Here is a 24,431-nt window from a genome sequence, read left to right as displayed (position 1 = left end):
ATCCGTGCGTGATGGGTGAGAGGGTCAGCTTACTGCCCCGGAGCGGGCCGGGGCAATGTGCGTGGACGTCCATGATCTGCGGCGCGTTGGCCATATGGCGTTGAAACCGTGATCAGACGGCTCATTCAGCGAGCTGGACTGCGCGTCTTTTCACGGTTTCGCCTTGTCTGTCCTGAGCTCGCGAGACCATGAATCGCCCCCGCCCGAGGAGAGGGGTCAGAAACACTCCGGCGAGGCCAGCTCGCCGCGCAGCGAGTTGGGCAGGGCCTCGGTGATCTCGACATCGACGAAGGCGCCGATCAGCTCGGTGGGATTGGGCGCGCGGAAGTTGACCACGCGGTTGTTCTCGGTGCGTCCGGAGAGCTGCCCCGGGTCCTTCGGCGAGAAGCCGGTGACCAGGATGCGCTGCGTGCTGCCGACCATGCGCCGGCTGATCTGCATGGCGTTCTGGTTGATGCGCTCCTGGAGAATCGCCAGGCGCTGCTTCTTGACCGCCTCGGGGGTGTCGTCCTCGAGCTGGGCCGCGGGGGTGCCGGGGCGCGCCGAGTACACGAAGCTGAACGAGACGTCGAAGCCGATGCGACCGATCAGGTCCATGGTCGCCGCGAAGTCGGCCTCGGTCTCGCCGGGGAAGCCGATGATGAAGTCCGACGAGAAGCTGATGTCGGGGCGCAGCTCGCGGATGCGCTCGAGCTTGGCGACGTACTCCTCGACCGTGTGGCCGCGCTTCATCGCCGCGAGGATGCGATCCGAGCCGGCCTGGACCGGCAGGTGCAGGTGGCTGACCAGCTCGGGGATCTCGCCGTAGGCCTCGATCAGGCTGTCGGAGAACTCCACCGGGTGCGAGGTGGTGAAGCGGATGCGGTCGATGCCGTCCACGGCGGCCACGCAGGCAATCAGCTCGGCGAGGTCGATCTCGTCGCCGAGGCTGTTGCGGCCACGGTAGGCGTTGACGTTCTGGCCAAGCAGGTTGATCTCGCGCACGCCCTGTTCGGCGAGGTGGATGACCTCGTCCATGACCGCTTCAAAGGGGCGCGAGACTTCCTCGCCGCGGGTGTAGGGCACCACGCAGAAGGTGCAGTACTTCGAGCAGCCTTCCATGATCGAGACGAAGGCGGTGGCGCCGTCGGAGCTGGGCTTGGGCAGATGGTCGAACTTCTCGATCTCGGGGAACGTCACATCGACCACCGAGATCGGCTCGGCGCTCTTGCCGCGCTGCTCGAGCATGTTGGGGATGCGGTGCAGGGTCTGCGGGCCGAACACCATGTCGACATAGGGCGCGCGCTTGCGCAGGTTCTCGCCTTCCTGGCTGGCCACGCAGCCGCCGACGCCGATCACCAGGTCGGGGTTGCGCTCCTTGAGCTTCTTCCAGCGGCCCAGCTGGTGAAAGACCTTTTCCTGGGCCTTCTCGCGGATCGAGCAGGTGTTGAGCAGGATGACGTCGGCCTCCTGCTCGTCGTCGGTCAGCTCCATCTGGTGCGATTCGCCGAGCAGATCCGCCATGCGTGCGGAATCGTACTCGTTCATCTGGCAGCCATGAGTCTTGATGAAGAGTTTCTTCGCCATAGAGTCGCGTCGGCGCCGGGCGCCCGACATGTCCGTGAAATGGGGGTGAGTGCAGCGGCCGGGTCGGCCGGGATCGGAATGCGGCGATTATACGGACCCCGGGGCTGACTTGGCCAGTCCGCGTGCCGGGGCGTCCATGCTCTGTGGTATTCTTCGGGCACGGCCCGGGGCCGACGCGACGGGTGAACCTGCTAGAAACGGGAGAGACATGGCGGCAAAATCGATCTACCGGGTGGTCTTCCACAATCAGGGGGAAATCTGGGAACTGTATGCCCGGGATATCTACCAGAGCGACCTGTGGGGGTTCATCGAGGTCGAGACCTTCGTCTTCGAGGATGCCTCGAAACTGGTCGTCGATCCGTCCACCGACAAGCTGCGCCGGACCTTCGAAGGGGTCAGCCGCAGCTACATTCCGATGAACGCCATCGTGCGCATCGATGAAGTCGAGCGAGAGGGCACGGCCAAGGCCGTGAAGGCGGACGGCAAGGTGGCGGAGTTTCCGCGCCCCTTCACCCTGCCGCCGCGGGATGATTAAAAATTGACCGATCTGTTGCCCTGGCAGACGACTCGGACGATCGCGTGACGCGGTCACCGGGTTTTCCCAAGGTTTATCCACAGAAAGTGTGGATGATCGGCGACACGGCCTTGTAGCCGGGCATGGATGTCCCCGGTGATATCGCAACCTCGTGTCGAGCCAGCGTTTTTTCGAGCCTCCCGACAGCCACGAGACAACGTCGAGACATGTTCAAGTTCAAAACCTTGCTGATAGGCCTCGTCTGGGGCCTGAGTGCGGTCGGCGCCGTGTCGCCGGCCCTGGCCCAGGCGCCGGACGAGACGCGCTGGGTGGCCGATGACCTCAGCGCCTATGTGCGCAGCGGCCCGACGGACGGCTACCGTATCGTCGGCAGGCTGACCTCCGGCGCGCCGGTGACGGTGCTCGAGACCCAGGGCGACTACACCCGGGTGCGTGCCGAAAGCGGCGACGAAGTGTGGATTCGCAGCGACCAGCTGCAGAGCGACCGGAGCCTGCGCCAGCGCGTGCCGGCGCTCAAGGAGAAGGTCGCCACGCTCAGTGACAAGCTCGATGGCATCAACCAGACCTGGCAGTCGCGCACCGCGAGCATGACCGAGACGCTCAAGGCCCGCGAGCAGCGCATCGAGGACCTGAGCCAGCGCAACACGACGCTGGACCAGAAGCTGACGCAGACCGAGGCGACCCTGCGCCGCCTGAAGGCGCGGCTCGACACCCAGGAACAGGACCTGCTGATGCGCTACTTCCTGTATGGCGGGGGCGTGGCCGGCGCCGGGCTGGTGGCCGGCCTGCTGGTTCCGCACCTGCCGCGGCGGCGCAAGAAGCGCGACCGCTGGTTCTGAGCCGCGATCCGGGGAGATTGGCATGAATAACGAATGGCGCAATCGCTGGCGGGAAGGGCGCATCGGCTTTCATCGCGACGCCGTGCACCCGGCGCTGGAGCGCTACTGGCCGACGCTTGCCGTGGCCAGCGACAGCAAGGTGCTGGTGCCGCTGTGCGGCAAGAGCCTGGACATGCGCTGGCTGGCCGAGCGCGGGCATCCGGTGCTGGGGATCGAGCTGGCCGAGGAGGCCGTGGCGCAGTTCGTCGCCGAGGGCAGCGGTGAGGTCTCGCGCTATCGTCACGGCGTCTTCGAGGTCTGCCGACAGGGGCACGTGGAGCTATGGTGCGGCGACTTCTTCCACTTTCACATCGATCAGGCGCTCGAGGTCGAGGCCTTCTACGATCGCGCCGCGTTGATCGCGCTGCCCGAGGCCACGCGCCAGCGCTATGCCTTCCATCTGGCCCAGTTGCTGCCGCCCGGGGCCCGGGGGCTGCTGATCAGCCTGACGCGTCAGGACGGGCCGGACAAGGGGCCGCCGTTCTCGGTGGCGGCCGACGAGGTCGAGCGGCTTTTTTCGCCCAATTTCGAGCTGGCCCGGCAGGCGGTGCTGCCGCCGGACGAGCGGGGCTTCGCCGAGGAGGTCTGGACCCTGGTGCGCCGCGGGCCCGAGCGCGACGCACCGGCCGGCGAGTGAGGGTCAGCGCGCCAGCAGCTCGCCGATCGCGGGATCGCTGAAGGCGCGGTTGAGCGCATTGGTCAGCAGGTCGCTGACCATCTGGTTGTTCTCCCGGGTATCCGGCTTCAGGGCGTAGGTCTGTTCGCGCTTGGCGGTATACACCCCGGTATAGGTGGTGCCGCCGTTGCGGGCCACGGCCTGGATGCGGGCGATCAGCCGGGCCTTGTCGAGCAGGGGCTTGGCGTCGGCCTTCTCGTAGCTCAGCTGGGCCAGCGTCAGGGTCAGGCTGGGCCGCCCTTCGGCGGTGGCCTCGGTGGGCGCGAAGCCCATGCGCTGCAGGGCCTGCTGCGCCTGCTGCTGCAACCGGGGCATCAGCGTGTGGGCGGGGACCGTGATGGTGTCGGTGGCCATGCGCTTGCCACTGCGGGTGCCCAGAACGTCGCTGTCGCGTCCGTCCACGGTGGCCAGGGTCACCGCCTGGCCGCTGCCGGCGCGAGGCACGGCGGTGGTCACCTGCGGCTCGACATTCAGGTATTGCGGGCTCTGCGCGCAGCCTGCCAAGAGACCCGCCATCAGCGCGAGCCCGCCCAGTGTCTTGAAGCCCGGTGTCTTGAAACCCGATGCCTTGACGCGAAATGCCATTGTCCTTCCTCCCGGCTTGTCCTCTGCAGCCGCCCGGCGCGGCCCCTCGGCGCAGTATAACGCGACGCACGCCGGGGATTCAGGCGCTGACGGCCTGACCGGCCTGTTTCCGGTGGGCGGCCTAGCGTGATGCGGGTGTACTGCGGCTGATCAGCCACAGCCCGATTACCGGGCCCGGCAGCAGCAGCCAGCCCAGCCAGGGGCCCAGCCGTGGCCACAGCGGCATCAGCGCCAGCAGCGAGAGTACCGAGATACCGAAGCCGATGGCGTTCTGCAGCGTCAGGCCGGTACCCAGCCGGGACGGCGGGCAGGCGCGGGCCGAGAGCGCCGAGAAATGCGGCGAGTCGATGACCGCCAGGGCGCTCCACAGCCCGAGGAAGGCGACCTGCCAGGCTGGTGGAAGGCCGGCCAGCCAGGGGTAGAGCAGGGCGCAGAGGGCCGATCCGGCCAGCCCCAGTGCGGCGACGCGGCGGCTGCCGTGGCGCTGGCTGAGCCACCCGCCCAGCCAGCAGGCGGGGCCGCCGATGGCGATCAGCGCGAAGCTGCCCAGGGCCAGCGTGACGGCATCGGTGCCGGGCACGGCGCGAGCCAGCAGCAGCGGGATCAGCGCCCACAGCGTGTACAGCTCCCACATGTGGCCGAAGTAGCCGCCGGCGGCGCGGCGGTAGCCGGGGATCCGGAACACGCTGACGTCGAGCGCGACACCCTGGCCGCGGGGGGCGCGTCGCCCGGCGCGCATGGCGTCGGGTTCGCCCAGGATCAGGATCATGGCGCCGGCGACCAGGGCCAGCAGCGAGGCGGCCCACACCGCGCTGGCCCAGGGCAGGTCGATGCGACCCAGCAGGCTCAGCCCGCGCAGGGCGTGGGGCAGGGCCGTGCCCAGCACCAGCATGCCCACCAGCCAGGAGAGCGCCAGCCCGGCCCGTTCGGGCGCCCAGCCGACCATCAGCTTCATGCCGACGGGGTAGATGCCGGCCAGGGCCATGCCGGTCAACAGGCGCAGGCCGGTCGCCGGCCACAGGCCGCCGGCAAGGGGCAGCAGGGCGTTGCTGGCGGCGCCCAGCAGGCAGGCGCCGAGAAACAGTCGGCTGGCATCGACCCGGTCGGCGAGCCCGCTCAGGCCGATGCCCAGCGTGCCCAGCAAAAAGCCGCCCTGCACGGCGCCGGTCAGCCAGCCCAGGTCGGCGGGCGACAATGCCCAGGCCGCCTGCAGGGACTCGATCACCGCGTTGGGGGTGAACCACAGGGCGGTGCCGAACAGCTCGGCGATGGCGATCACGACGATGGGCATGGAGGTCTCCGTGCAGAGCGGCGCAGGGGCCGATTGGCCCATGCCCTCGGCGGGCTGTCGATGGCACCTTGGTCGTGCCGGGGCGAATGCCGGAGAAAGACGCCCCGGACGGTGCCGGGGCGGTGCGGGGAAGGGCCGGGGTTACAGGCCCATCGCCGAGGAGGTCGAGCGCCGGGGGTCGGCGCCGCCGTAGAAGGTGCCGTCGTCGATCAGGATCGACTGCGCGGCGCCCATGGCGTCCTGCTGGCTGACGGTGTGGCCCATCGCCTCGAGCAGGGCGATGGTGTCGGGGCTGATGCCCTGTTCGATGCGAATCTCGTCGGGCAGCCACTGATGATGGATGCGCGGCACGCTGACGGCGGTCTGGACGTTCATGTCGTGATCGATGACGTTCATCAGCACCTGCAGCGTGGTGGTGATGATCCGCGAGCCGCCGGGGCTGCCGGTGATCAGGACGTTGTGGCCGTCCTTCTTGACGATGGTCGGGGTCATCGACGACAGCATGCGCTTGTTGGGTTCGACCTTGTTGGCTTCGCCGCCGATCAGGCCGTAGGCATTGGGCACGCCGGGCTTGGCCGAGAAGTCGTCCATCTCGTTGTTGAGCAGAAAGCCCGCGCCCTCGACCACGATTCCCGAGCCGTAGCTGAAGTTGATGGTGTAGGTGTTGGAGACCGCCAGGCCGTTGTCGTCGGCGATCGAGAAATGGGTGGTCTCGTTGGACTCGTAGGGCAGCGGCTTGCCGGGGGCGATCTCGGTGCTGGGCGTGGCCTGGTCGAGCGGGATCTCGGCGCGCAGCTCGTCGGCGTAGGCCTTGGAGGTCAGCCCCTCGAGCGGCACGTCGACGAAGTCGGTGTCGCCCAGGTACTTGGAACGATCGGCATAGGCGCGCTTCATCGCCTCGGCCATGACGTGGATGGTGTCGGCCGAGTTGAAGCCCATGGCGCCGATGTCGTAGCCCTCGAGGATGTTGAGCATCTGCACGATGTGCACGCCGCCGGAGGAGGGCGGGCTCATGGCGTAGACGTCGTAGCCGCGGTAGGTGCCGTGGCTGGGCTCGCGGATCGTCGGCTGGTAGGCGGCGAGGTCCTCGCGGGTCATCAGGCCGTCGTGATCCTGCATCTCGGCGGCGATCAGCCGGGCGGTCTCGCCCTCGTAGAACTCGCGCGGGCCCTTGTCGGCGATGCGCTTGAGGGTGGCGGCGAGGTCCGGCTGGCGGTAGATGTCGCCGACATCGTAGCGGCTGCCGTCGGGCTTGAAGAACTTGGCGCGGGTCGCCGGCCACTTCTCGAGCCGCTCGCGGGCCTGCTCGATGCCGTCGACGAAGCGCTGCGGCAGGGGAAAGCCGTTCTCGGCCAGGTCGATCGCCGGCGCCAGGGCCTCGGCGAGGCTCAGGGTGCCGTACTGGTCGAGCGCCAGTGCCAGCCCGGCCACCGTGCCGGGGACGCCGGAGGCGTTGTGGGTGAAGCGCGACAGTCGCGGCACCGCCTCGCCCGCGTCATTCTGGAACATCGTCTCGTAGGCGGCGGAGGGCGCCTTCTCGCGGTAGTCGATGGCGATCACCTTGCCGCTCTTCTCGTCGGAGATCAGCATGAAGCCCCCGCCGCCGATATTGCCGGAGCGCGGCTGGGTCACCGCCAGGGCGAAGCCCGCGGTCACCGCGGCATCCACCGCGTTGCCGCCGTCGGCGAGCACGTCGTGGGCGACCTGCGAGGCGAGGAAGTGGCTGGTGGCCACCATGCCGTGGGCACCGACCTCGGGGTGGAAGCGTTCGCCCTCGAGGATCGCGCGCGAGTCGGCGACGGCCAGCGGCACGCTGGTCACCAGGGTGGTGGCGATCAGCAGGCGAATGGTGCGGCGCCACAGTCGGCGCGGGCGGGAATGGACGATCGGCATCGAGGCTCTCCCTGACGGTTCTGATGGATGGGTCGGTTTCACTATCGACGCCGGTCCCCGAACCTGCAAACCCGATGCCCCCGGAATGGCGCGTTGTGGGGTAGAATGGCGGCTTTTGCCAACCCGATTGCCGAGCCATGTCCGACCCGAATCCCGATTTCCAGATCGCGCCCTCGATCCTCTCCGCCGACTTCGCCTGTCTGGGCCAGGAGGTGGATGACGTGCTGGCGTCCGGTGCCGACATCGTCCACTTCGATGTCATGGACAACCACTACGTCCCCAACCTGACCATCGGCCCGATGGTCTGCGAGGCGCTGCGCAGGCACGGCGTGACCGCGCCCATCGACGCCCATCTGATGGTCAGTCCGGTGGACGACCTGATCCGCCAGTTCATCGACGCCGGCGCCACCTATATCACCTTCCATCCCGAAGCCTCCGCGCACATCGATCGCTCGCTGCAGCTGATCCGCGACGGCGGCTGCAAGGCCGGTCTGGTGTTCAATCCGGCCACGCCGCTGCACTACCTCGACTACGTGATGGACAAGCTCGACATGGTGCTGCTGATGAGCGTCAATCCCGGCTTCGGCGGCCAGGCGTTCATTCCCGGCACCCTCGACAAGCTGCGCGAGGCGCGGCGGCGCATCGACGCCAGCGGGCGGCCGATTCGCCTGGAGATCGACGGCGGTGTCAAGGTCGATAACATCGCCGAGATCGCCCGCGCCGGAGCCGACACCTTCGTCGCCGGATCGGCGATCTTCAAGGCCCGCAATGCCGACGAGCCGCACCGCTATGACGGCGTGATCCGCGCGCTGCGCGATGAACTCGCCAAGGCCTGAGCGTCGTGGGCGACGCCGAGGCGCTCGTGCGCGGCGATGAGGAGCACGGCGCGGTGCCATGCTGGTCTCTCTACGTCATCGAGACGGCGACGGGGGCGCTGTATACCGGCATCTCGACGGATGTCGAGCGGCGCTTTCGCGAACATCAACGCGGTGGTCGGCGCGGCGCACGGGCGCTGCGCGGCAAGGGACCGCTCAGGCTGGTGTATCGCCAGACGGTGGGGAGCCGCGGCGAGGCACTGCGGCTCGAGGCCTGGCTCAAGCGCCAGCGGGCTCCGGCCAAGCGCGCCTGGCTGGCGGCCAGGCGCGAGGAGCGCGATCATGGGTGAGTCGCGCTCGGCGGGGCTCAGTGGAGCTTCATCTTGGGGCGCAGGAAGCGGTTGAGGCCGTCGACCACCACGGTCATGCCGGTCTTGACGGTGCCGTGGATGGAGCGTTGGTGCATGCGATACAGCGAGGCGTAGAACAGCTTGGCCAGGCGGCCCTCGATGAACAGACTGCGTGCCGAGGCACCGCGCATCAGGCTGCCCACGGCATCGAAATGGGCCAGCGAGATCAGCGAGCCGCGGTCGCGGAAGACGAACTCCTTGAGCGGCTTTCCGGCGAGAGCCGCGAGCAGGTTGTGATAGAGGCGGCTGGCCTGTTGATGGGCCGCCTGGGCGCGTGGCGGCACACGCTTGCCGTCGGCCTGGGGGCAGGCCGCGCAATCGCCCAGCGCGAAGATGCGCGGATCGTCGACGCTCTGCAGGGTCGCGTTCACCCGGATCTGGTGATTGCGCTCGGTGCTCAGGCCCAGCTCGGAGAGGAAGGCCGGGGCGCGGATGCCGGCCGCCCAGACGTTGAGCGCGGTCTGGATGCGTTCGCCGTCGGCGGTGACGAAACCCGATTCGTCGGCGCAGGTGACCCGGGTGTCGACGTGGATGTGCACGCCGAGCTTTTCCAGTTCGCGATGGACCGTGCGACCGAAGCGCTCCGGCAGGGCGGGGAGGATGCGCGGGGCGGCCTCGATCAGGTGGACGTCGAGCTTGCCGCTGTCGAGTGCCGTGAACCCGTAGCTGTGCAGCATCTTGGAGGCATCGAAGAGCTCCGCGGCGAGTTCCACGCCGGTCGCCCCGGCGCCGACGAGCCCCACCGACAGCTTGGGATGGGTGCGCCGCTCCGGGTCGCTGTAGCGCATGAAGGTGGTGAGCATGGCCTGGCGAAAGGTCTCGGCCTGCTGCGGGCTGTCGAGGAAGTGGCAGTGCTCGGCGACCCCGGGCGTGCCGAAGTCGTTGGAGACGCTGCCCAGGGCGAACACCAGGTAGTCGTACTCGATCTGGCGGGCCGGCAGGACCACGCTGTCGTCCTCATCGAGGATCGGCGCCAGGGTGATGGTGCGCGCCTCGCGATCCAGGTCGCTCAGGGTGCCGCGCTGGAAGCGGTAGCCGTGGGCCTTGGAATGGCCCTGGTAGGAGACCTCGTCGAGTCCCGAGTCGAGAACGCCGGTGGCCACCTCGTGCAGCAGGGGTTTCCAGATGTGGGTGGGATTGCGGTCGACGAGGACGACGTCCGCCTTCCGGCGCTTGCCGAGGCGGTGGCCCAGCCGGGTCACCAGCTCCAGTCCGCCTGCGCCGCCGCCGACAACCACGATGCGTGGTTTGGTCATGGGTGCTCCTGTAGATGGGTATGTCAAGCGAGAAAATCGGGTCGCCCGGGTCAGGAGAACGGTTCGGGAGACCGGGTGCGCACTCCTGCGGGTTTTTAATAAGGCTTATTATAAGCTTGTTAACAAAAAAATCCTACATTCTGTCGCCGCTTGGGGATACTTTATTCGTAATATTACTTTCGTGACAGAGCCTGCCGACAGGAACCGCCAGCAAAGGAGAGAAATCATGTCGCCACACCTGCAGGGGATCCAGCTGATTGCCTTCGACCTGGATGGCACCCTGATCGATTCCGTGCCGGATCTCGCCGCCGCCGTGGATGCGATGCTCGCCGACCTGGGGCTGCCGCCGGCCGGCGAGGCGAAGGTCCGGGACTGGGTCGGCAACGGCTCGCGCAAGCTGGTCGAGCGGGCGCTGGCGCATGCCGGGGACGGCGCGGGCGAAGCAGCGGGCCGGGAGGACGCGCATGAGCGTTTCCTGCGTCATTACGCGGCGACGCCCTGTGCCCGGACGCGTCTCTATCCCGGCGTGCGCGAGGCGCTGACGGCCCTGAAGGCCCAAGGGTTCACGCTGGCGCTGATTACCAACAAGCCCGAGGCCTTCATCGCGCCGATCCTCTCGGCGTTGTCGCTGCAGGCGTACTTCGCGATGGCCGTCGGCGGCGATTCCCTGCCGCGCAAGAAGCCCGATCCGCTGCCGCTGACGCATGTCGCCGAACGGCTGGGCGTGGCGCCCGAGGCCGCGCTAATGGTCGGCGATTCGCGCCACGACGTGGAGGCCGGCCGGCGTGCCGGATTTCGTACCCTCGCCGTGCCGTATGGCTACAATCATGGCGAGCCGGTGTCGCTGGCGGGCCCCGATGGGGAAGTTGAATCGCTGGCGGAACTCGTTTAGGGTGGCGAGGCGCCATGCCAAAGGCTATCAATGGCGCCCTGTCAATAAGATTCCGCAATCAACGGATCCCGATCATGTTGAAGTCTCGTCTGCCCTTGCGGGGAACGTTCACGCCCCGGCGCGTCCCGTCCATGCGCTCCCGCGGCTGGCGATGGTGAAGCGCGACCGCAGCTCCTTCCGTTCGCCCTGACGCCGTCCCCTTCGTTCCAAGGAATCGACGAGAATGATGACCCCGCAACGCTTTGCCGAGCTGGCCGCCGCCGGCTACAACCGTATCCCGGTCACCCGCGAGGTGCTGGCCGACCTCGATACCCCGCTGTCCACCTACCTCAAGCTCGCGGACGCGCCCTGGACCTTCCTGCTCGAGTCGGTGCAGGGCGGCGAGAAGTGGGGCCGCTACTCGATCATCGGCTTGCCGTCGCGCGAGCGCATCGAGGTGCGGGGCCACGAGGTGCGCCACATCGTCGATGACGATTGCCTCGGGGCGAGCGAGGTGGCCGATCCGCTGGCCTGGATCGAGCAGTTCCAGGCACGCTTCCGGGTACCGCGGCTCGATGATCAGCCGCGTTTCGACGGCGGGCTGGTCGGCTATTTCGGCTACGACACCATCCGCTACATCGAGCCGCGTCTGAACGGCGCCAAGGTGGCGACCAAGCCTGACCCGATCGGCGTGCCCGACATCCTGCTGATGGTCTGCGACGATCTGGTGGTGTTCGACAACCTGTCCGGCCGCCTGACCCTGTGGACCCATGTCGATCCGAGCCGGGAAGGTGCCCACGAACGCGCCAGCCAGCATCTCGAGTCGCTCGAGGTCCGCCTGCGCAGCGCGACCCTCAACACCGTCAGCCCGGGGACCGGCCGGGCGGCGGTGGAAGAGGGCGACTTCACCTCGGGCTTCACCGAGGAAGGCTTCAAGGCCGCGGTGGAAACCATCAAGGAATACATCAAGGCCGGCGACATCATGCAGTGCGTGCCCTCGCAGCGCATGTCGATTCCCTACCAGGCGCCGCCGCTGGATCTCTACCGCGCGCTGCGCAGCCTCAACCCGTCGCCCTACATGTTCTTCTTCAACCTCGGCGACCATCACGTGGTGGGCTCCTCGCCGGAGATCCTCACCCGCCTCGAGGAGGGCGAGGTCACGGTGCGGCCGATCGCCGGCACCCGCAAGCGCGGGCGCAACGAGGAGGAGGATCGCGCGCTCGAGGCCGACCTGCTGGCCGATCCCAAGGAGATCGCCGAGCATGTCATGCTGATCGACCTGGGGCGCAACGACGTGGGCCGCATCAGCGAGACCGGCTCGGTGACGGTCACCGACAACATGGCCGTGGAGCGCTACTCCCACGTCATGCACATCGTCTCCCAGGTCACCGGACGGCTGAAGCCGGGCATGACCGCCATGGACGTGCTGCGCGCGACCTTCCCGGCGGGCACGCTCTCCGGTGCGCCGAAGATCCGCGCGCTGGAGATCATCGACGAGCTCGAGCCGGTCAAGCGCGGCGTCTACTCGGGGGCGGTGGGCTACCTGTCCTGGCACGGCAACATGGACACCGCGATCGCCATTCGCACCGCGGTGATCAAGGACGGCGAGCTGCACATCCAGGCCGGCGCCGGCATCGTCGCCGACTCGGACCCGGACAGCGAATGGCAGGAGACCCTCAACAAGGGGCGGGCGCTGTTCCGCGCCGTGGCCATGGCCGAGCGCGGCCTCGACAACCTCTCTTGATCCCCACGTTCCACGCGACGGCATGGACCATGCCCCGTCTGCCTCGGCAGGCGGGGCGCGGGTGCTTGTTGTGTCATGTCTGCGGGCCGCCGGGCTTGCTTACATTGGTTAAGAAATAGTGCGTATTCCGGCTTAAGGTTCATGCGCTTCCGCCGATAAAGGGAAAAGCAGCCCTTTCCCATCCATGCGTGGCGGAGTAAGTCGAATGAGCAACCTTTCCATACGCCGGAGCCTGACACTCGCTCTGGCGGCCCTGGTGCTGATGATCGCCCTGATCAGCGCCGTGGGAATCTATTCGAACCAGACAGGCTCCCAGGCAGTCAACGAACTGTCGGATATCAACATCGAGCAGGCCAACACGATCAACCCACCCAGGTGAACCTGCTCAACGCCGAATCGGCCCTGAAGGCCTACGCGACGTTCAGTCGCCAGGGCAGTACTCAGGAAGCCCAGGCCAGCAAGGCCGAGGCTCAGGAGTATCTCGACCGCGCCCGGGAACGCTTTCAGCAGTTCCAGGCCGTCCCGCTGCAGGATGGCTCAAGACGCGCTCCCTACGTGAAGACGATCACCCAAGCCTATCAGGGGCTCGTCGATAACACGCTGCAGCCCCTGCTGGCGAATCCCAGTCCGGCTGCCGTTCAGGAGCAGACAGCTGCACTGAAGGATGCCTATGGTAGCTTCGATACCGCCGTGCGTGATTTCGTCCATTATATCGAGACTCGTGGTGATGAGCTGATTGCCGAAACCGCGCGGATGGGGCAGGTCGTCAATGCTCTCTCCGTCGGTCTTCTGGTCCTCGCGCTGGTGCTGGCGGTGCTGCTTCGGGTGGGCATGATCCGTATCGTCGTGCGGCCGCTGGACGAGGCGGTGGAGCACTTCGAGCGGATCGCCAAGGGGGATCTCACCTCCCGTATCGACGAGCGGGGCAACAACGAGATCGGAAAGCTGTTCGGTGCCCTCGGGCGCATGCAGCAGCGGCTCAAGGACGTGGTCACCTCGCTGCGCCAGAGCAGCGACAGCGTCTTTACCGGTGCCCGCGAGATCGCGGCAGGCAGTCAGGACCTGTCGTCGCGCACCGAGGAGCAGGCCTCGGCGATTCAGGAAACCGCCTCCAGCATGGAGGAGATGGCTTCGACCGTGCGCCAGAACACCGACTCGGCCGTCGAGGCGGACCGACTGTCCAGCCAGGCGTCGTCGACCGCCGAAAGCGGTGGCGAGGAGGTCCAGCGCACCGTCACGCTGATGCGCGAGATCGCCGAGAGTTCGAAGAAGATCAACGACATCATCGGCGTCATCGACTCCATTGCCTTCCAGACCAACATCCTGGCGCTCAACGCCTCGGTGGAGGCGGCCCGGGCCGGCGAGCAGGGGCGCGGCTTCGCCGTGGTCGCCAGCGAGGTGCGCTCCCTGGCCAGCCGCAGCGCGGATTCCGCCCGCGAGATCCGCGAGATGCTCGAGGCTTCCACGGCGCGTATCGAGAAGGGTGCCGAGCAGGCCGAGCGCAGCGGCGAGACCATCAATGAGACGGTCGAGGCGATTCGCCGGGTCTCGCACCTGATGAGCGAAATCTCCCATGCCACCCGGGAGCAGAACAGCGGCATCGAGCAGATCAACGTCGCCATCACCCAGATGGACTCGGCCACCCAGCAGAACGCCTCGCTGGTGGAGCAGTCGAGCGCCGCCGCCGCCTCGCTCGAGGAGCAGGCCGAGCAGCTGCTGTCGATCGTCGGCACCTTCCGTGTCGATGGCTCCGCCGCCTCCGGACAGGGAAGCGGCGTGGCACGCCTGCCGGCTTCCGGCGGCAAGGGACGTTCGGCAAGTGCCGGGCATGGCGGGCAGAGTGCCGGTCGTCGTCACGCCCACCAGGATACCGCGCCGGAGGATGACTGGAGCGAGTTCTGAGCCTTGCAGCCCGGCCCCGGCGCTGCCGGGGCCGGCTTGACAGCCATCGCCTGCCGCCACACTATAACCGCCATGAACACTCTCGCGATCACGACCCACGGCAACGCTTGGCGCCTCGGCCAGTAAGAGGCGGTCGTCGTGTGTCCGAGTATCAACGCCGCCTCCGGGGCGGCGTTTTTGTGTCTGCCGTCTCGACAAGCGGGTTGATTTGGGCGTTGTGAGTACGCGGGCGGGTAAGATAGGCCGATCTCGCCACAGTGAATCAATGAAATCAGGAGCTTGCAGCCCAAATGATCTTGATGATCGATAATTACGACAGCTTTACCTTCAATGTGGTGCAGTATCTCGCCGAACTGGGCGCCGAGGTCCGGACGCATCGCAACGATGCCATCACCCTGGCCGAGATCGAGGCCCTGGCGCCGACGCATATCGTGATCTCCCCCGGCCCCTGCACGCCGGATGAGGCGGGGATCTCGATGGAGGTCATCCGGCATTTCGCCGGCAAGCTGCCGATCCTGGGCATCTGCCTGGGGCATCAGGCCATCGGGCAGGTGTTCGGTGGGTCGGTGGTGCGCGCGCCGCAGGTCATGCACGGCAAGACCTCGCGGGTGCGCCACCGCGGCGAGGGCGTGTTCGCCGGCCTGGCCGATCCGCTGGAGGTGACCCGCTACCATTCGCTGGTGGTCGCCGACGAGGGGCTGCCCGAGTGCCTGACGGTGACCGCCCGGGTCGACGAGGACGACGTCACCCCCGGGCTGATCATGGGGCTGCGCCACAAGACGCTGGATATCGAGGGGGTCCAGTTTCATCCGGAATCCATCCTGACGCGCCAGGGCCACGAGCTGCTGGCGAACTTTTTGCAACGCGGCGCCTGAAGGGGGAACACAACATGCAGATGCGAGAAGCCATCGACGCGGTGATGCGCGGGCGCCATCTGAGCTACACCGAGACCCACGCGGTGATGAACCTGATCATGACCGGCGAGGCGACGGACGCCCAGGTCGGCGGCTTCCTGATCGGCCTGTCGATGAAGGGGGAAACGGTCGACGAGCTGGCGGCCGCCGCCCAGGTCATGCGCGAGCTGATGCTGCCGGTGCCGGTCGGCCTGCCGGACGTGGTGGATATCGTCGGCACCGGCGGCGACGGCGCCAACCTGTTCAACGTGTCGACGGCATCGAGCTTCGTGGTGGCGGCGGCCGGCGGTCATGTCGCCAAGCACGGCAACCGCAGCGTCTCCTCCTCCTCGGGCAGCGCCGACCTGTTCGACGTGGCGGGCATCAAGCTCGACCTGCGGCCGGTCGAGGTGGCGCGCTGCATCGAGGAGGTGGGCGTGGGCTTCATGTTCGCGCCCATGCACCATCCGGCGATGCGCCATGCCATCGGCCCGCGTCGCGAGATGGGGGTGCGCACGGTCTTCAACATCCTGGGGCCGCTGACCAACCCGGCGGGCGCCCTGCACCAGTTGCTGGGCGTCTACCAGCCCGAGCTGGTGCCGCTGATGGCCGAGGCGGTCAAGCGCCTGGGCAGCCGCCACGTGCTGGTCGTGCATGCCGAGGACGGGCTCGACGAGATCTCGCTGGCGGCGCCGACCCGGGTGGCCGAGCTGCGTGACGGCGAGATCCACGAGTACACCATCGCCCCCGAGGACTTCGGCATCGAACGCCAGTCGCTGGGGCCGCTCAAGGTGGTGACCGCGGAGGACAGCCTGCGGCTGGTCCGCGAGGCGCTCGCCGGCGAGGGCGAGGCGGCGGACATCGTCGCGCTCAACGCCGGGGCGGCCCTCTACGCCGGCGACATCGCCGACAGCATCGCCGAGGGGGTGGCCATGGCCCAGGATGCCATGGGCAGCGGCCTGGCGCTGGAGAAGATGCGGGAACTGGCCAACTTCACACGCGTGTTCGCCGACCAGGGCGGGGAGGTGTCATGAGTCCGTCCAACCTGCCGACCATCCTGGCGCGAATCCTGGCCCGCAAGGACGAGGAGATCGCCGAACGGCGCGCCCGGGTCAGCGAAGCGACCCTGCTCGAACAGGCCGCGGGCCAGTCGGCGCCGCGCGGCTTCACCGCCGCGCTGCAGCGTGCCATCGACGACGGCGATCCGGCGGTGATCGCCGAGGTCAAGAAGGCCTCGCCCTCCAAGGGCGTGATCCGCGAGGCGTTCGATCCCGAGGCGATCGCCCGCGCCTATGCCGAGGCCGGTGCCAGCTGCCTGTCGGTGCTGACCGATGCCGACTACTTCCAGGGCTGCGAGGCGTACCTGCAGTCGGCGCGTGCGGCCTGCTCGTTGCCGGTGATCCGCAAGGACTTCATCATCAACGGCTACCAGGTCAGCGAGGCGCGGGCGATCGGCGCCGACTGCATCCTGCTGATCGTGGCGGCGCTCGATGACGTCCAGCTCAAGGATCTGCACCAGCAGGCGCAGGCGCTGGGCATGGACGTGCTGGTCGAGGTGCACGACGCCCTGGAACTGGAGCGGGCGCTGACCCTGGATCTGGCGCTGGTGGGCGTCAACAACCGCGACCTGCGCACCTTCGAGACCAGCCTCGAGACCACCTTCCAGCTGCTGTCGCGGGTTCCCGAGGGCGTGACCGTGGTCACCGAGTCGGGCATCCACACCCGCGGCGACGTGGAGCACATGCGCGAGCACGGGGTCAACGGTTTCCTGGTGGGCGAGGCCTTCATGCGCGAGGCTGACCCCGGAGCCGCCTTGCGCCGGCTGTTCTTCTGAACCGCGCCACCCTGGCGCCTGCTGTCGGCCGCCCCTCGTGGGCGGCCGAGTCGTTTCAGGCGCGCTGCGCCGAGCGCCGGTCGTCCCGTTCCGGGGCGTATTCCGGTGAGTCGGGGAAGATCAGGCTGATCAGCGTCTCGCCCGCCCGGGGCGCGAGAGGCTGGCGGTCGCTGGCGACACGCAGGCGACCGCCCTGGCCGATGCAGAACAGCGGCAGCAGGCGATCGTCATGGATCGCGCGATAGTCGTCGATGGTGAAGGACTCGCTGAGCCGGGCACTGCGCAGCTCGGCGCCGCCGGCGATCAGGCTGGACAGCCGCGCGTAGGTGGCGTCGTCGGCGAACAGCAGCGGCAGATGGGCCAGTGCCTGTTCGCGGTGGCGGTGGGCGCCGGCGTCATCGTGCTCGGCCAGGCGGAAGACCCGGCCGTGGCCGAGCAGGTGCTCGAAGTGCAGGGCCGCCAGGTTGTTGAGTTCCCGGTAGGGCGACAGCGGCAGCAGGTGGCCGATGCCGGTCAGCTCCAGGTGCTGGGCGGCGTGCTCCGACAGCGGATTGCCGTAGTAGACCGGCAGGCCGGCCATGCGGGCCTCCTGCACGGCGTCCCAGTTGGTGTCGGCCAGGCGCACCGCGAAGCCGGCATCGGTCAGCGCGCGGGCCACGGCGCGGGCCAGGGGATTGGCGCCGAGGATCAGAAAGCCCGAGGGCGGCGGTTCGCTGACCCCGAGCAGCCGGGCGATCGGCCGCGACAGCAGGCTCTGCACCACTACCGTGCTGATGATCACCAGGAAGGTGGTCGGCACCAGGCGGTCGGCACCGGCGACTCCGGCGTCCTCGAGCTTGATGGCGAACAGCGAGGCCACCGCGGCGGCGACGATGCCGCGCGGCGACAGCCAGGCCAGCAGCGCCTTCTCGCGCCAGTGCAGGCCGCTGCCCAGGGTGCACAGCCAGACCGCCAGCGGGCGGGCGACCCCCACCAGCACGAACAGGTAGCCCCAGGCCGGCCACGACAGCGAGGCCAGCTGATCGGTGGTCAGTCGCGCGGCCAGCAGGATGAACAGCCCCGAGATCAGCAGCACCGAGAGCGTCTCCTTGAACTCGATGATCTGCTGGGTGGGCACGGCGCGCATGTTGGCCAGCCACACGCCCATCACCGTCACGGTGAGCAGCCCCGACTCGTGGAAGAGCTGGTTGGAGACCGTGAACAGCCCGAGCATGGTCATCAGCGTGCCGAAGCTGTGCAGTCGCTGGGGCAGCCAGTGGTGGCGCAGCACCAGCCCCCACAGGTAACCGCCGATGATGCCCAGGCCGAAGCCGATGGACAGCGTCTTGCCGAACAGCAGCAGGGTATGGGTGATCGCCCCCTGGGCGAGCCCCAGGGCCACGAACTCGTAGACCAGCACGGCGCCGATCGCGCCCACCGGGTCGATCAGAATGCCCTCCCAGCGCAGGATCTGCGTCAGGTGGGCGCGGGCCCGCAGCGTCTGCACCAGGGGCAGGACCACGGTCGGCCCCGTGACCACCAGCACCGCGCCCAGCACGCTGGCCATCGGCCAGTCAAGGCCGAGAATCCCGTGCGCAGCCAGTGCGCCGATCACCGCGGTGACCAGCGCGCCCCACATCACCAGTCGGCGTACCGTGTGGCCGTGGCCGCGCAGGTCCTTGAAGTCCAGCGTCAGGCTGCCCTCGAAGAGGATCACCGCGACCGCCAGTGAGACCAGCGGAAACAGCAGCTCGCCAAGCAGGGCATCGGGCTCGAGCAGGCCGGTGACCGGGCCCGCGGCGATGCCGCCGATCAGCAGGGGCAGGATGGCCGGCAGGCGCAGGCGCCAGGCGAGCCACTGGCAGGCGAGCGCCAGCAGGCCGATGCCGGTCAGCACGAGGGCGGGATGCTGCATGATGACGGTTCCCCGGTGTGGCGAGCAGAACGAGCGCGCAGCCTAACCGGCCGCCGGGCAGGGCGCAATCGCGCGGCGGTGACAACCAAGGCTAGCGTAGTTCGTGTCGTCGCCAGGGTCTGATCCGTCGACAGCTCTGCGAGGGGGCGCTGTGAATCCCTCCATGGGCGCTACCTGCGCCATCCATGGCGCAGGACCCCCTCTTCGAGCTGTCCCCGGCGCCCCTGGCCCGAGCCAACTGCGCTTGTCCTGCATTGGCGACAGGGTTAGCGATGAAAGAGCCAGACCAGCAGCGACAGGATCGCGCTGATCAGCACCATGGTGGTCACGGGAATATAGAGGGTGATGTGCTCGCGCCGGATCAGCAGATCACCGGGCAGCCGGCCCAGCGGCAGTTTCGACAGCCAGGGCCAGAGCAGTCCGACGACGACGATGCCCAGGCCGATCAGGATCAGGGTCCGCGACATGGCGACCTCCGCTACGGCGTGTCGTGAAGCGACGGGGCCGAGCGGCCCCGCCGGTGTCTCATGCCGGATGATGCTGGCGCTTGAGGGTGATCAGCAAGCCCTGCAGTGGATGCGGCAGCGCCGTATCCGACAAGCGCCGGGCCTGGCTGCGGCAGGAGTAGCCGGTGGCCAGCAGGCGCCCGGCGTTGGCCGGATCCTCGACCCGCCCGCGCCAGGAGAGGTCGTAGATGGTCTCCGAGGTCTCGCGGTTGCGGGCCTCGTGGCCGTAGGTGCCGGACATCCCGCAGCAGCCGGTGGCCAGGGGCTCGAGCTGCAGGCCGAAACGGGCGAACAGCCGCTGCCAGGCCCGCGGGCTGCCCGGCGCGTTGGTGGCCTCGGTGCAGTGGGTCAGCAGCCGGAAGCCGGGGTCCTCGTGGACGGTGGTTTCGGGCAACACCGCGTCGGGCAGGTCGAGCAGCCACTCCTGAAGCAGCTTGACCTCGGGGACGGCCGCGGCGCCCAGCGCCTTGACGTACTCCTGGCGGTAGGTGAGCGTCATCGCCGGGTCGATGCCCACCAGCGGCACGCCGAACTCGGCGAGCGTCGACAGGCGCCGGGCCTGCTTCTCGGCGGTGCGCGCGAAGGCACCCAGGAAGCCCTGGACGTGCAGCGGCTTGCCGTTGGGCGCGAAGGGCGCGACGAACACGCGGATGTCGAGCCGGCCGAGCAGCTCGACGATGTCCATCACCAGCTTTGCCTCGAAGTGGCTGGTGAAGGCGTCCTGGACGAGGACCACGCTGCGTGCCTTCTGGGTCTCGGTGAGCCGGCCCAGCGTGGTCGGCGTGGCCTCGGCGATGCCCCAGGCGCGCAGCTGTCTGGCGAGATTCGCCCGCGACAGCCGCGGGCTGTCGACCATGCCGATCGGGCCGGCCAGCAGGCGATCCACCAGGCGGGTGTCGAGCAGGGCGTTGTAGAGCGGCGCCACCGGGCGCAGGTAGGGCACGAGGAACTCCAGCCCGCCGATCAGGTAGTCGCGCAGCGGACGCAGGTAACGGCCGTGGTAGATCTCCAGGAACTGCGAACGGAAGGTGGGCACGCTGACCTTCACCGGGCACTGCCCGGCGCAGGACTTGCAGGCCAGGCAGCCGGCCATGGCGTCGTAGACCTGATGGGACACGTCCGGCTCGCCGCGCCGCGCCGCCAGGGTGTTGGCGAGGCGCTTCGGGAAGCCGCGAACGAAGCCCCAGGCGCCCTGGCGGCGCGTGCGGCGTGACTCGTCCAGCACGTCGATGCCGGCGTTGCCCTGCAGGCGCAGCCATTCACGCATCAGGCTGGCGCGCCCCTTGGGCGAGTGGACGCGATCGCGCGTGGCCTTCCACGACGGGCACATGGCGTCATCGGGGTCGTAGTTGTAGCAGGCGCCGTTGCCGTTGCAGTACACCGCCTCGCCGTGGGCCTGCCAGACCCGCTCGTCAATCTGGCGGTCGTGCTCGCCGCGGGTCGGCACGCCGTCGATGCGCAGCAGGCCCGGGTCGACCCATTTCACGGCCTGCTCGTCGGTGTCGCCGCTCGCCGTCGTCACGGAGGCCGTTTCAGCCGCGGCGTCGGGCGGGGTGACGGCTTCCGCGGCGTCGGGCGGGGGGGAAAGCGGCGTGGCGATCTTGCCGGGATTGAGCTGGTTGTGCGGGTCGAAGGCGCCCTTGAGGCGCTGCAGGCTGGGGTAGAGGTCGCCGAAGAATTTCGGCGCATATTCCGAGCGCACGCCCTTGCCGTGCTCGCCCCACAGCAGGCCGTGGTACTTGTGGGTCAGTGCCGCCACGGCGTCGGAGATCGGCCGGATCAGCGCGGCCTGCTCGGGATCCTTCATGTCGATCGCCGGGCGCACGTGGAGCACCCCGGCGTCGACGTGGCCGAACATGCCGTAGCTCAGGCCGTGGCCGTCGAGCAGGTCGCGGAATTCGGCGATGTAGTCGGCCAGGTGCTCGGGGGGCACCGCGGTGTCCTCGACGAACGGGATGGGGCGCTTCTCGCCCTGCACGTTGCCCAGCAGGCCCACCGAGCGCTTGCGCATGGCGTAGACGCGCCCGATCTGCTCGCGGCCCTCGGCGAGGGTGTAGCCCAGGCGCTCGACGCTGGCGTCGGCCTCGAGGTGCGCGCAGAAGTCGGCGACCCGGGAGGCCAGACGCGCGGGATCGTCGTCGTTGAACTCGATCAGATTGATGCCGCGTACCGCCGGCGCGCCGGCCTCGCCGGTGGGAAAGAACTCGGCGACGCTGTCCCAGACGAAGTCCTGCATGGCCAGCAGCAGCACCCGGTCGTCGACGGTCTCGATCGAGGTGGGGGCCGCCGAGGCGGCCATCAGTGCCTTGGCGTCGCGCAGGGCGTCCATGAAGCCGGCGTAGCGGACGTTGACCAGCGTCGAGTGGGCCGGAATCGGCAGTACGTTGAGGGTCGCCTCGGCGAGAAAGGCCAGGGAGCCCTCCGAACCGCACAGCACGCTGTTGAGGTCGAAGTGACCGTCCTTGGTGCGCAGGTGCGCCAGGTCGTAGCCGGTCAGGCAGCGGTTGAGCGGCGGAAAGGTGGCGTCGATCGCCTCGCGTTGGGTGTCGATGATATCGCGGGCGGTCCGGTGCACGTCGCCGACGATGCCCTCGCGTTCGCACAGCGCCGCGAGCCCCGCGTTGTCCACCGGGCGGCTCTCCAGGCGCTCGCCGCCACGCAGCACCACGTTCAGGGCCAGCACGTGGTCGCGGGTCTTGCCGTACTCGCAGCTGCCCTGGCCGCTGGCATCGGTGGAGATCATGCCGCCGATCGTCGCCCGGTTGGAGGTGGACAGCTCCGGCGCGAAGAACAGCCCGTGGGGCTTCAGGGCGGCGTTGAGCTGATCCTTGACCACCCCGGCCTGCACGCGGACGCGGCGGTTCTCGACGTCGATCTCGAGGATGCGGTTCATGTGCTTCGAGACGTCGATGACCAGCCCGTCGGTGAGCGACTGGCCGTTGGTGCCGGTGCCGCCGCCGCGCGGGGCGAGGACGATCTCGTGGAACTCCTCGCGCGCGGCGAGCCGGGCGATGCGTTCGAGATCCTCGGCGTCGCGCGGGTAGAGCACCGCCTGGGGCAGGCGCTGGTAGATCGAGTTGTCGGTGGCGAGCACGGTGCGGTCGGCGTAGTCCGGCGCGATGTCGCCGGTGAAGCCGGCCTCGCGCAGGGCGTCGAGGAAGGCCACGTAACGCGCACCGGTCCGGGAAGCAGGGTCCAGTCGTGCGATCATTTTGGTCGTCGGGTCGGGCATGCGAAGGAATCGGGAGAGCGTCCTACCTTACCCGAGATCGCCTTGCTGCGCATCCGCGTGCCGGTCGCAGCCAAGCTCGACAAGGATAACCTCCGCATCTTTCTGAGCTGACCCGTCGACAGGTCTTCGAGGGGCGCTATGTACCCCTCCTTGGGCGCTGCTTTGGCCATCCATGGCCAAAAACCCCCTCTACGACCTGTCCCCGGTGCCTCTGTGTCTGGCTGGCAAGCAGCAGTTGCCCCGCGGTCGCGGCGGGGAGCGCTTTTCCTTACAATGACAGCCCTTGCCGGACCCGCCGTGGCGGGTTCGCCCTCTATCATGACTGGATTCGTCAACGGAAAAGGCACCCATGCTCGATCCCAAACTGCTTCGCAGTGACCTCGAAGACGTGGCGCAACGCTTGGCCAAGCGAGGCTTCACGCTGGATACCGCGCAGTTCGAGGCGCTGGAGAGCCAGCGCCGCACGCTGCAGACCGAAACCGAACAGCTCCAGAACGAGCGCAACACGCGCTCGAAGGCGATCGGCAAGGCCAAGGCGGCCGGCGAGGACATCCAGCCGCTGCTCGACGAGGTCAGTGACCTGGGAGACCGACTGGATGCCGCCAAGTCGCGCCTCGCCGAGGTTCACGCCGAGCTTGACGCCCTGCTGGCGAGCCTGCCCAACCTGCCTCACGAGAGCGTGCCGGAAGGCAATGACGAGGCCGACAATGTCGAGCTGCATCGCTGGGGCACGCCGTCGACCTTCGACTTCCCGGTCCAGGATCACGTCGATCTGGGGGCGCGTCACGGCTATCTGGATTTCGAGATGGCCGCCAAGCTGACCGGCTCGCGCTTCGCGGTGATGCGCGGGCCGATCGCGCGGCTGCACCGGGCGCTCGTGCAGTTCATGCTCGACCGCCAGACCCTCGAGCACGGCTACGAGGAGTGCTACGTCCCCTACATCGTCAACCGCGACTCGCTGACCGGGACCGGCCAGCTGCCGAAGTTCGGCGAGGACCTGTTTCGCCTCGAGGGGGAGAGCGACTATTACCTGATTCCCACCGCCGAGGTGCCGCTGACCAACTTCGCCCGCGACCACATCTTCGAGGCCCGGGAGCTGCCGGTGCGGTTGACTGCCCACACGCCCTGCTTCCGCAGCGAGGCGGGCGCCTACGGCAAGGACACCCGCGGCATGATCCGCCAGCACCAGTTCGACAAGGTCGAGATGGTCCAGATGGTCGATCCCGAGACCAGCTACGACGCCCTGGAGGAGATGCGCGGCCATGCCGAGGCGATCCTGCAGGCGCTGGAGCTGCCGTATCGGGTGGTCACCCTGTGCGCCGGCGACATGGGCTTCGGCGCCGCCAAGACCTACGATCTCGAGGTCTGGCTGCCCAGCCAGGAGACCTACCGCGAGATCTCGTCGGTCTCCAACTGCGAGGACTTCCAGGCGCGGCGCATGCAGGCTCGCTTCCGTCGCCCCGAACAGAAGAAGCCGCAGCTGCTGCATACCCTGAACGGCTCCGGCCTGGCCGTGGGGCGCTGCCTGCTGGCGGTACTCGAGAACAACCAGCAGGCCGATGGCTCGATCCGTGTGCCGGACGTCCTGCGCGGCTACCTGGGCGGGCTCGAGGTCATCAACGCCGACTGAGCCCGCCGTCGGGCGATGGG

19 protein-coding genes and 1 pseudogene are annotated in these 24,431 nt (G+C 68.3%); 12 read left to right on the top strand and 8 right to left on the bottom strand.

Annotated features, from left to right (window positions below; translation table 11 throughout):
* Positions 1–216 precede the first annotated feature (216 nt).
* Entirely contained in the window at positions 217–1,566 is a 1,350-nt protein-coding gene (gene miaB / locus KGQ91_RS13885) for a tRNA (N6-isopentenyl adenosine(37)-C2)-methylthiotransferase MiaB (RefSeq protein WP_224421233.1), read from the bottom strand.
* A 208-nt stretch (positions 1,567–1,774) separates the two neighbouring features.
* On the opposite strand from miaB, the gene KGQ91_RS13880 reads away from it, so the two are divergent.
* The 3 genes from KGQ91_RS13880 to KGQ91_RS13870 all read left to right on the top strand — a co-directional run bounded on the left by KGQ91_RS13880 (position 1,775) and on the right by KGQ91_RS13870 (position 3,616).
* A complete protein-coding gene (locus KGQ91_RS13880) occupies positions 1,775–2,101 on the top strand; it encodes a DUF1820 family protein (protein WP_224414696.1) in 327 nt (108 codons plus the stop codon).
* Positions 2,102–2,307: 206 nt separating this feature from the next.
* Positions 2,308–2,940, top strand: a complete 633-nt coding sequence (locus tag KGQ91_RS13875; protein WP_224421232.1) for a TIGR04211 family SH3 domain-containing protein — start codon at positions 2,308–2,310, stop codon at positions 2,938–2,940.
* Between the two features lie 22 nt (positions 2,941–2,962).
* Entirely contained in the window at positions 2,963–3,616 is a 654-nt protein-coding gene (locus KGQ91_RS13870) for a thiopurine S-methyltransferase (protein WP_224421231.1), read from the top strand.
* 3 nt (positions 3,617–3,619) lie between these two features.
* Here KGQ91_RS13870 and KGQ91_RS13865 read toward each other — a convergent pair whose 3' ends face one another.
* From KGQ91_RS13865 to ggt, 3 genes are all read right to left on the bottom strand, one after another.
* Positions 3,620–4,240 carry a YajG family lipoprotein gene (locus tag KGQ91_RS13865; protein WP_224421230.1) on the bottom strand — a complete coding sequence of 207 codons (621 nt, stop codon included), beginning with the start codon at positions 4,238–4,240 and terminating at the stop codon, positions 3,620–3,622.
* Positions 4,241–4,361: 121 nt separating this feature from the next.
* On the bottom strand, positions 4,362–5,531 hold the full coding sequence (locus KGQ91_RS13860) for an MFS transporter (RefSeq protein WP_163650460.1): 1,170 nt from the start codon (positions 5,529–5,531) through the stop codon (positions 4,362–4,364).
* 141 nt (positions 5,532–5,672) lie between these two features.
* The gene (gene ggt / locus KGQ91_RS13855; RefSeq protein ID WP_224421229.1) at positions 5,673–7,424 is read right to left on the bottom strand and encodes a gamma-glutamyltransferase; all 1,752 of its coding nucleotides are present in this window, start codon (positions 7,422–7,424) and stop codon (positions 5,673–5,675) included.
* A 137-nt stretch (positions 7,425–7,561) separates the two neighbouring features.
* Between ggt and rpe the strand changes: the two genes are divergently transcribed.
* Both rpe and KGQ91_RS13845 read left to right on the top strand, forming a co-directional pair.
* Positions 7,562–8,260 (top strand): ribulose-phosphate 3-epimerase, encoded by a 699-nt coding sequence (gene rpe / locus KGQ91_RS13850; protein ID WP_224421228.1) that lies wholly within the window; start codon positions 7,562–7,564, stop codon positions 8,258–8,260.
* Between the two features lie 5 nt (positions 8,261–8,265).
* Positions 8,266–8,589: a GIY-YIG nuclease family protein gene (locus KGQ91_RS13845; protein WP_318010288.1), complete on the top strand. Its 324-nt coding sequence runs from the start codon at positions 8,266–8,268 to the stop codon at positions 8,587–8,589.
* Between the two features lie 17 nt (positions 8,590–8,606).
* Here the strand turns inward: KGQ91_RS13845 and KGQ91_RS13840 are convergent, their stop codons facing one another.
* The gene (locus tag KGQ91_RS13840) at positions 8,607–9,905 is read right to left on the bottom strand and encodes an NAD(P)/FAD-dependent oxidoreductase (RefSeq protein WP_224421227.1); all 1,299 of its coding nucleotides are present in this window, start codon (positions 9,903–9,905) and stop codon (positions 8,607–8,609) included.
* A gap of 226 nt (positions 9,906–10,131) precedes the next feature.
* On the opposite strand from KGQ91_RS13840, the gene KGQ91_RS13835 reads away from it, so the two are divergent.
* From KGQ91_RS13835 to trpC, 6 genes and pseudogenes are all read left to right on the top strand, one after another.
* On the top strand, positions 10,132–10,797 hold the full coding sequence (locus KGQ91_RS13835) for a phosphoglycolate phosphatase (protein ID WP_224421226.1): 666 nt from the start codon (positions 10,132–10,134) through the stop codon (positions 10,795–10,797).
* Between the two features lie 226 nt (positions 10,798–11,023).
* Positions 11,024–12,520, top strand: a complete 1,497-nt coding sequence (trpE, locus tag KGQ91_RS13830) for an anthranilate synthase component I (RefSeq protein ID WP_224421422.1) — start codon at positions 11,024–11,026, stop codon at positions 12,518–12,520.
* 205 nt (positions 12,521–12,725) lie between these two features.
* Positions 12,726–14,422 (top strand): annotated as a pseudogene (locus KGQ91_RS13820) (methyl-accepting chemotaxis protein).
* Between the two features lie 290 nt (positions 14,423–14,712).
* The gene (locus tag KGQ91_RS13815) at positions 14,713–15,297 is read left to right on the top strand and encodes an anthranilate synthase component II (RefSeq protein WP_163650454.1); all 585 of its coding nucleotides are present in this window, start codon (positions 14,713–14,715) and stop codon (positions 15,295–15,297) included.
* A 14-nt stretch (positions 15,298–15,311) separates the two neighbouring features.
* On the top strand, positions 15,312–16,349 hold the full coding sequence (gene trpD, locus KGQ91_RS13810; protein ID WP_224421223.1) for an anthranilate phosphoribosyltransferase: 1,038 nt from the start codon (positions 15,312–15,314) through the stop codon (positions 16,347–16,349).
* Complete coding sequence (gene trpC, locus KGQ91_RS13805) at positions 16,346–17,149, top strand: indole-3-glycerol phosphate synthase TrpC (RefSeq protein ID WP_224421222.1); 804 nt, start codon at positions 16,346–16,348, stop codon at positions 17,147–17,149. Before trpD ends, trpC begins: the two co-directional genes overlap by 4 nt.
* A 55-nt stretch (positions 17,150–17,204) precedes the next feature.
* On the opposite strand, the gene KGQ91_RS13800 is transcribed toward trpC, so the two are convergent.
* From KGQ91_RS13800 to KGQ91_RS13790, 3 genes are all read right to left on the bottom strand, one after another.
* Positions 17,205–19,043, bottom strand: coding sequence for a cation:proton antiporter (locus KGQ91_RS13800; protein ID WP_224421221.1), 1,839 nt, complete (start codon positions 19,041–19,043; stop codon positions 17,205–17,207).
* A gap of 266 nt (positions 19,044–19,309) precedes the next feature.
* Entirely contained in the window at positions 19,310–19,510 is a 201-nt protein-coding gene (locus tag KGQ91_RS13795; protein ID WP_224421220.1) for a DUF2905 domain-containing protein, read from the bottom strand.
* A 58-nt stretch (positions 19,511–19,568) separates the two neighbouring features.
* On the bottom strand, positions 19,569–22,760 hold the full coding sequence (locus KGQ91_RS13790; protein ID WP_224421219.1) for an FAD-binding and (Fe-S)-binding domain-containing protein: 3,192 nt from the start codon (positions 22,758–22,760) through the stop codon (positions 19,569–19,571).
* Positions 22,761–23,130: 370 nt separating this feature from the next.
* Between KGQ91_RS13790 and serS the strand changes: the two genes are divergently transcribed.
* Positions 23,131–24,411: a serine--tRNA ligase gene (gene serS / locus KGQ91_RS13785; RefSeq protein ID WP_224421218.1), complete on the top strand. Its 1,281-nt coding sequence runs from the start codon at positions 23,131–23,133 to the stop codon at positions 24,409–24,411.
* Positions 24,412–24,431 lie beyond the last annotated feature (20 nt).

This window comes from Modicisalibacter tunisiensis (genome assembly GCF_020148005.1).
Classification (GTDB): Bacteria; Pseudomonadota; Gammaproteobacteria; order Pseudomonadales; family Halomonadaceae; genus Modicisalibacter; species Modicisalibacter tunisiensis.
Note: the sequence above shows the minus strand (reverse complement) of the source record. Positions and strands in the feature narration are given on the sequence as shown.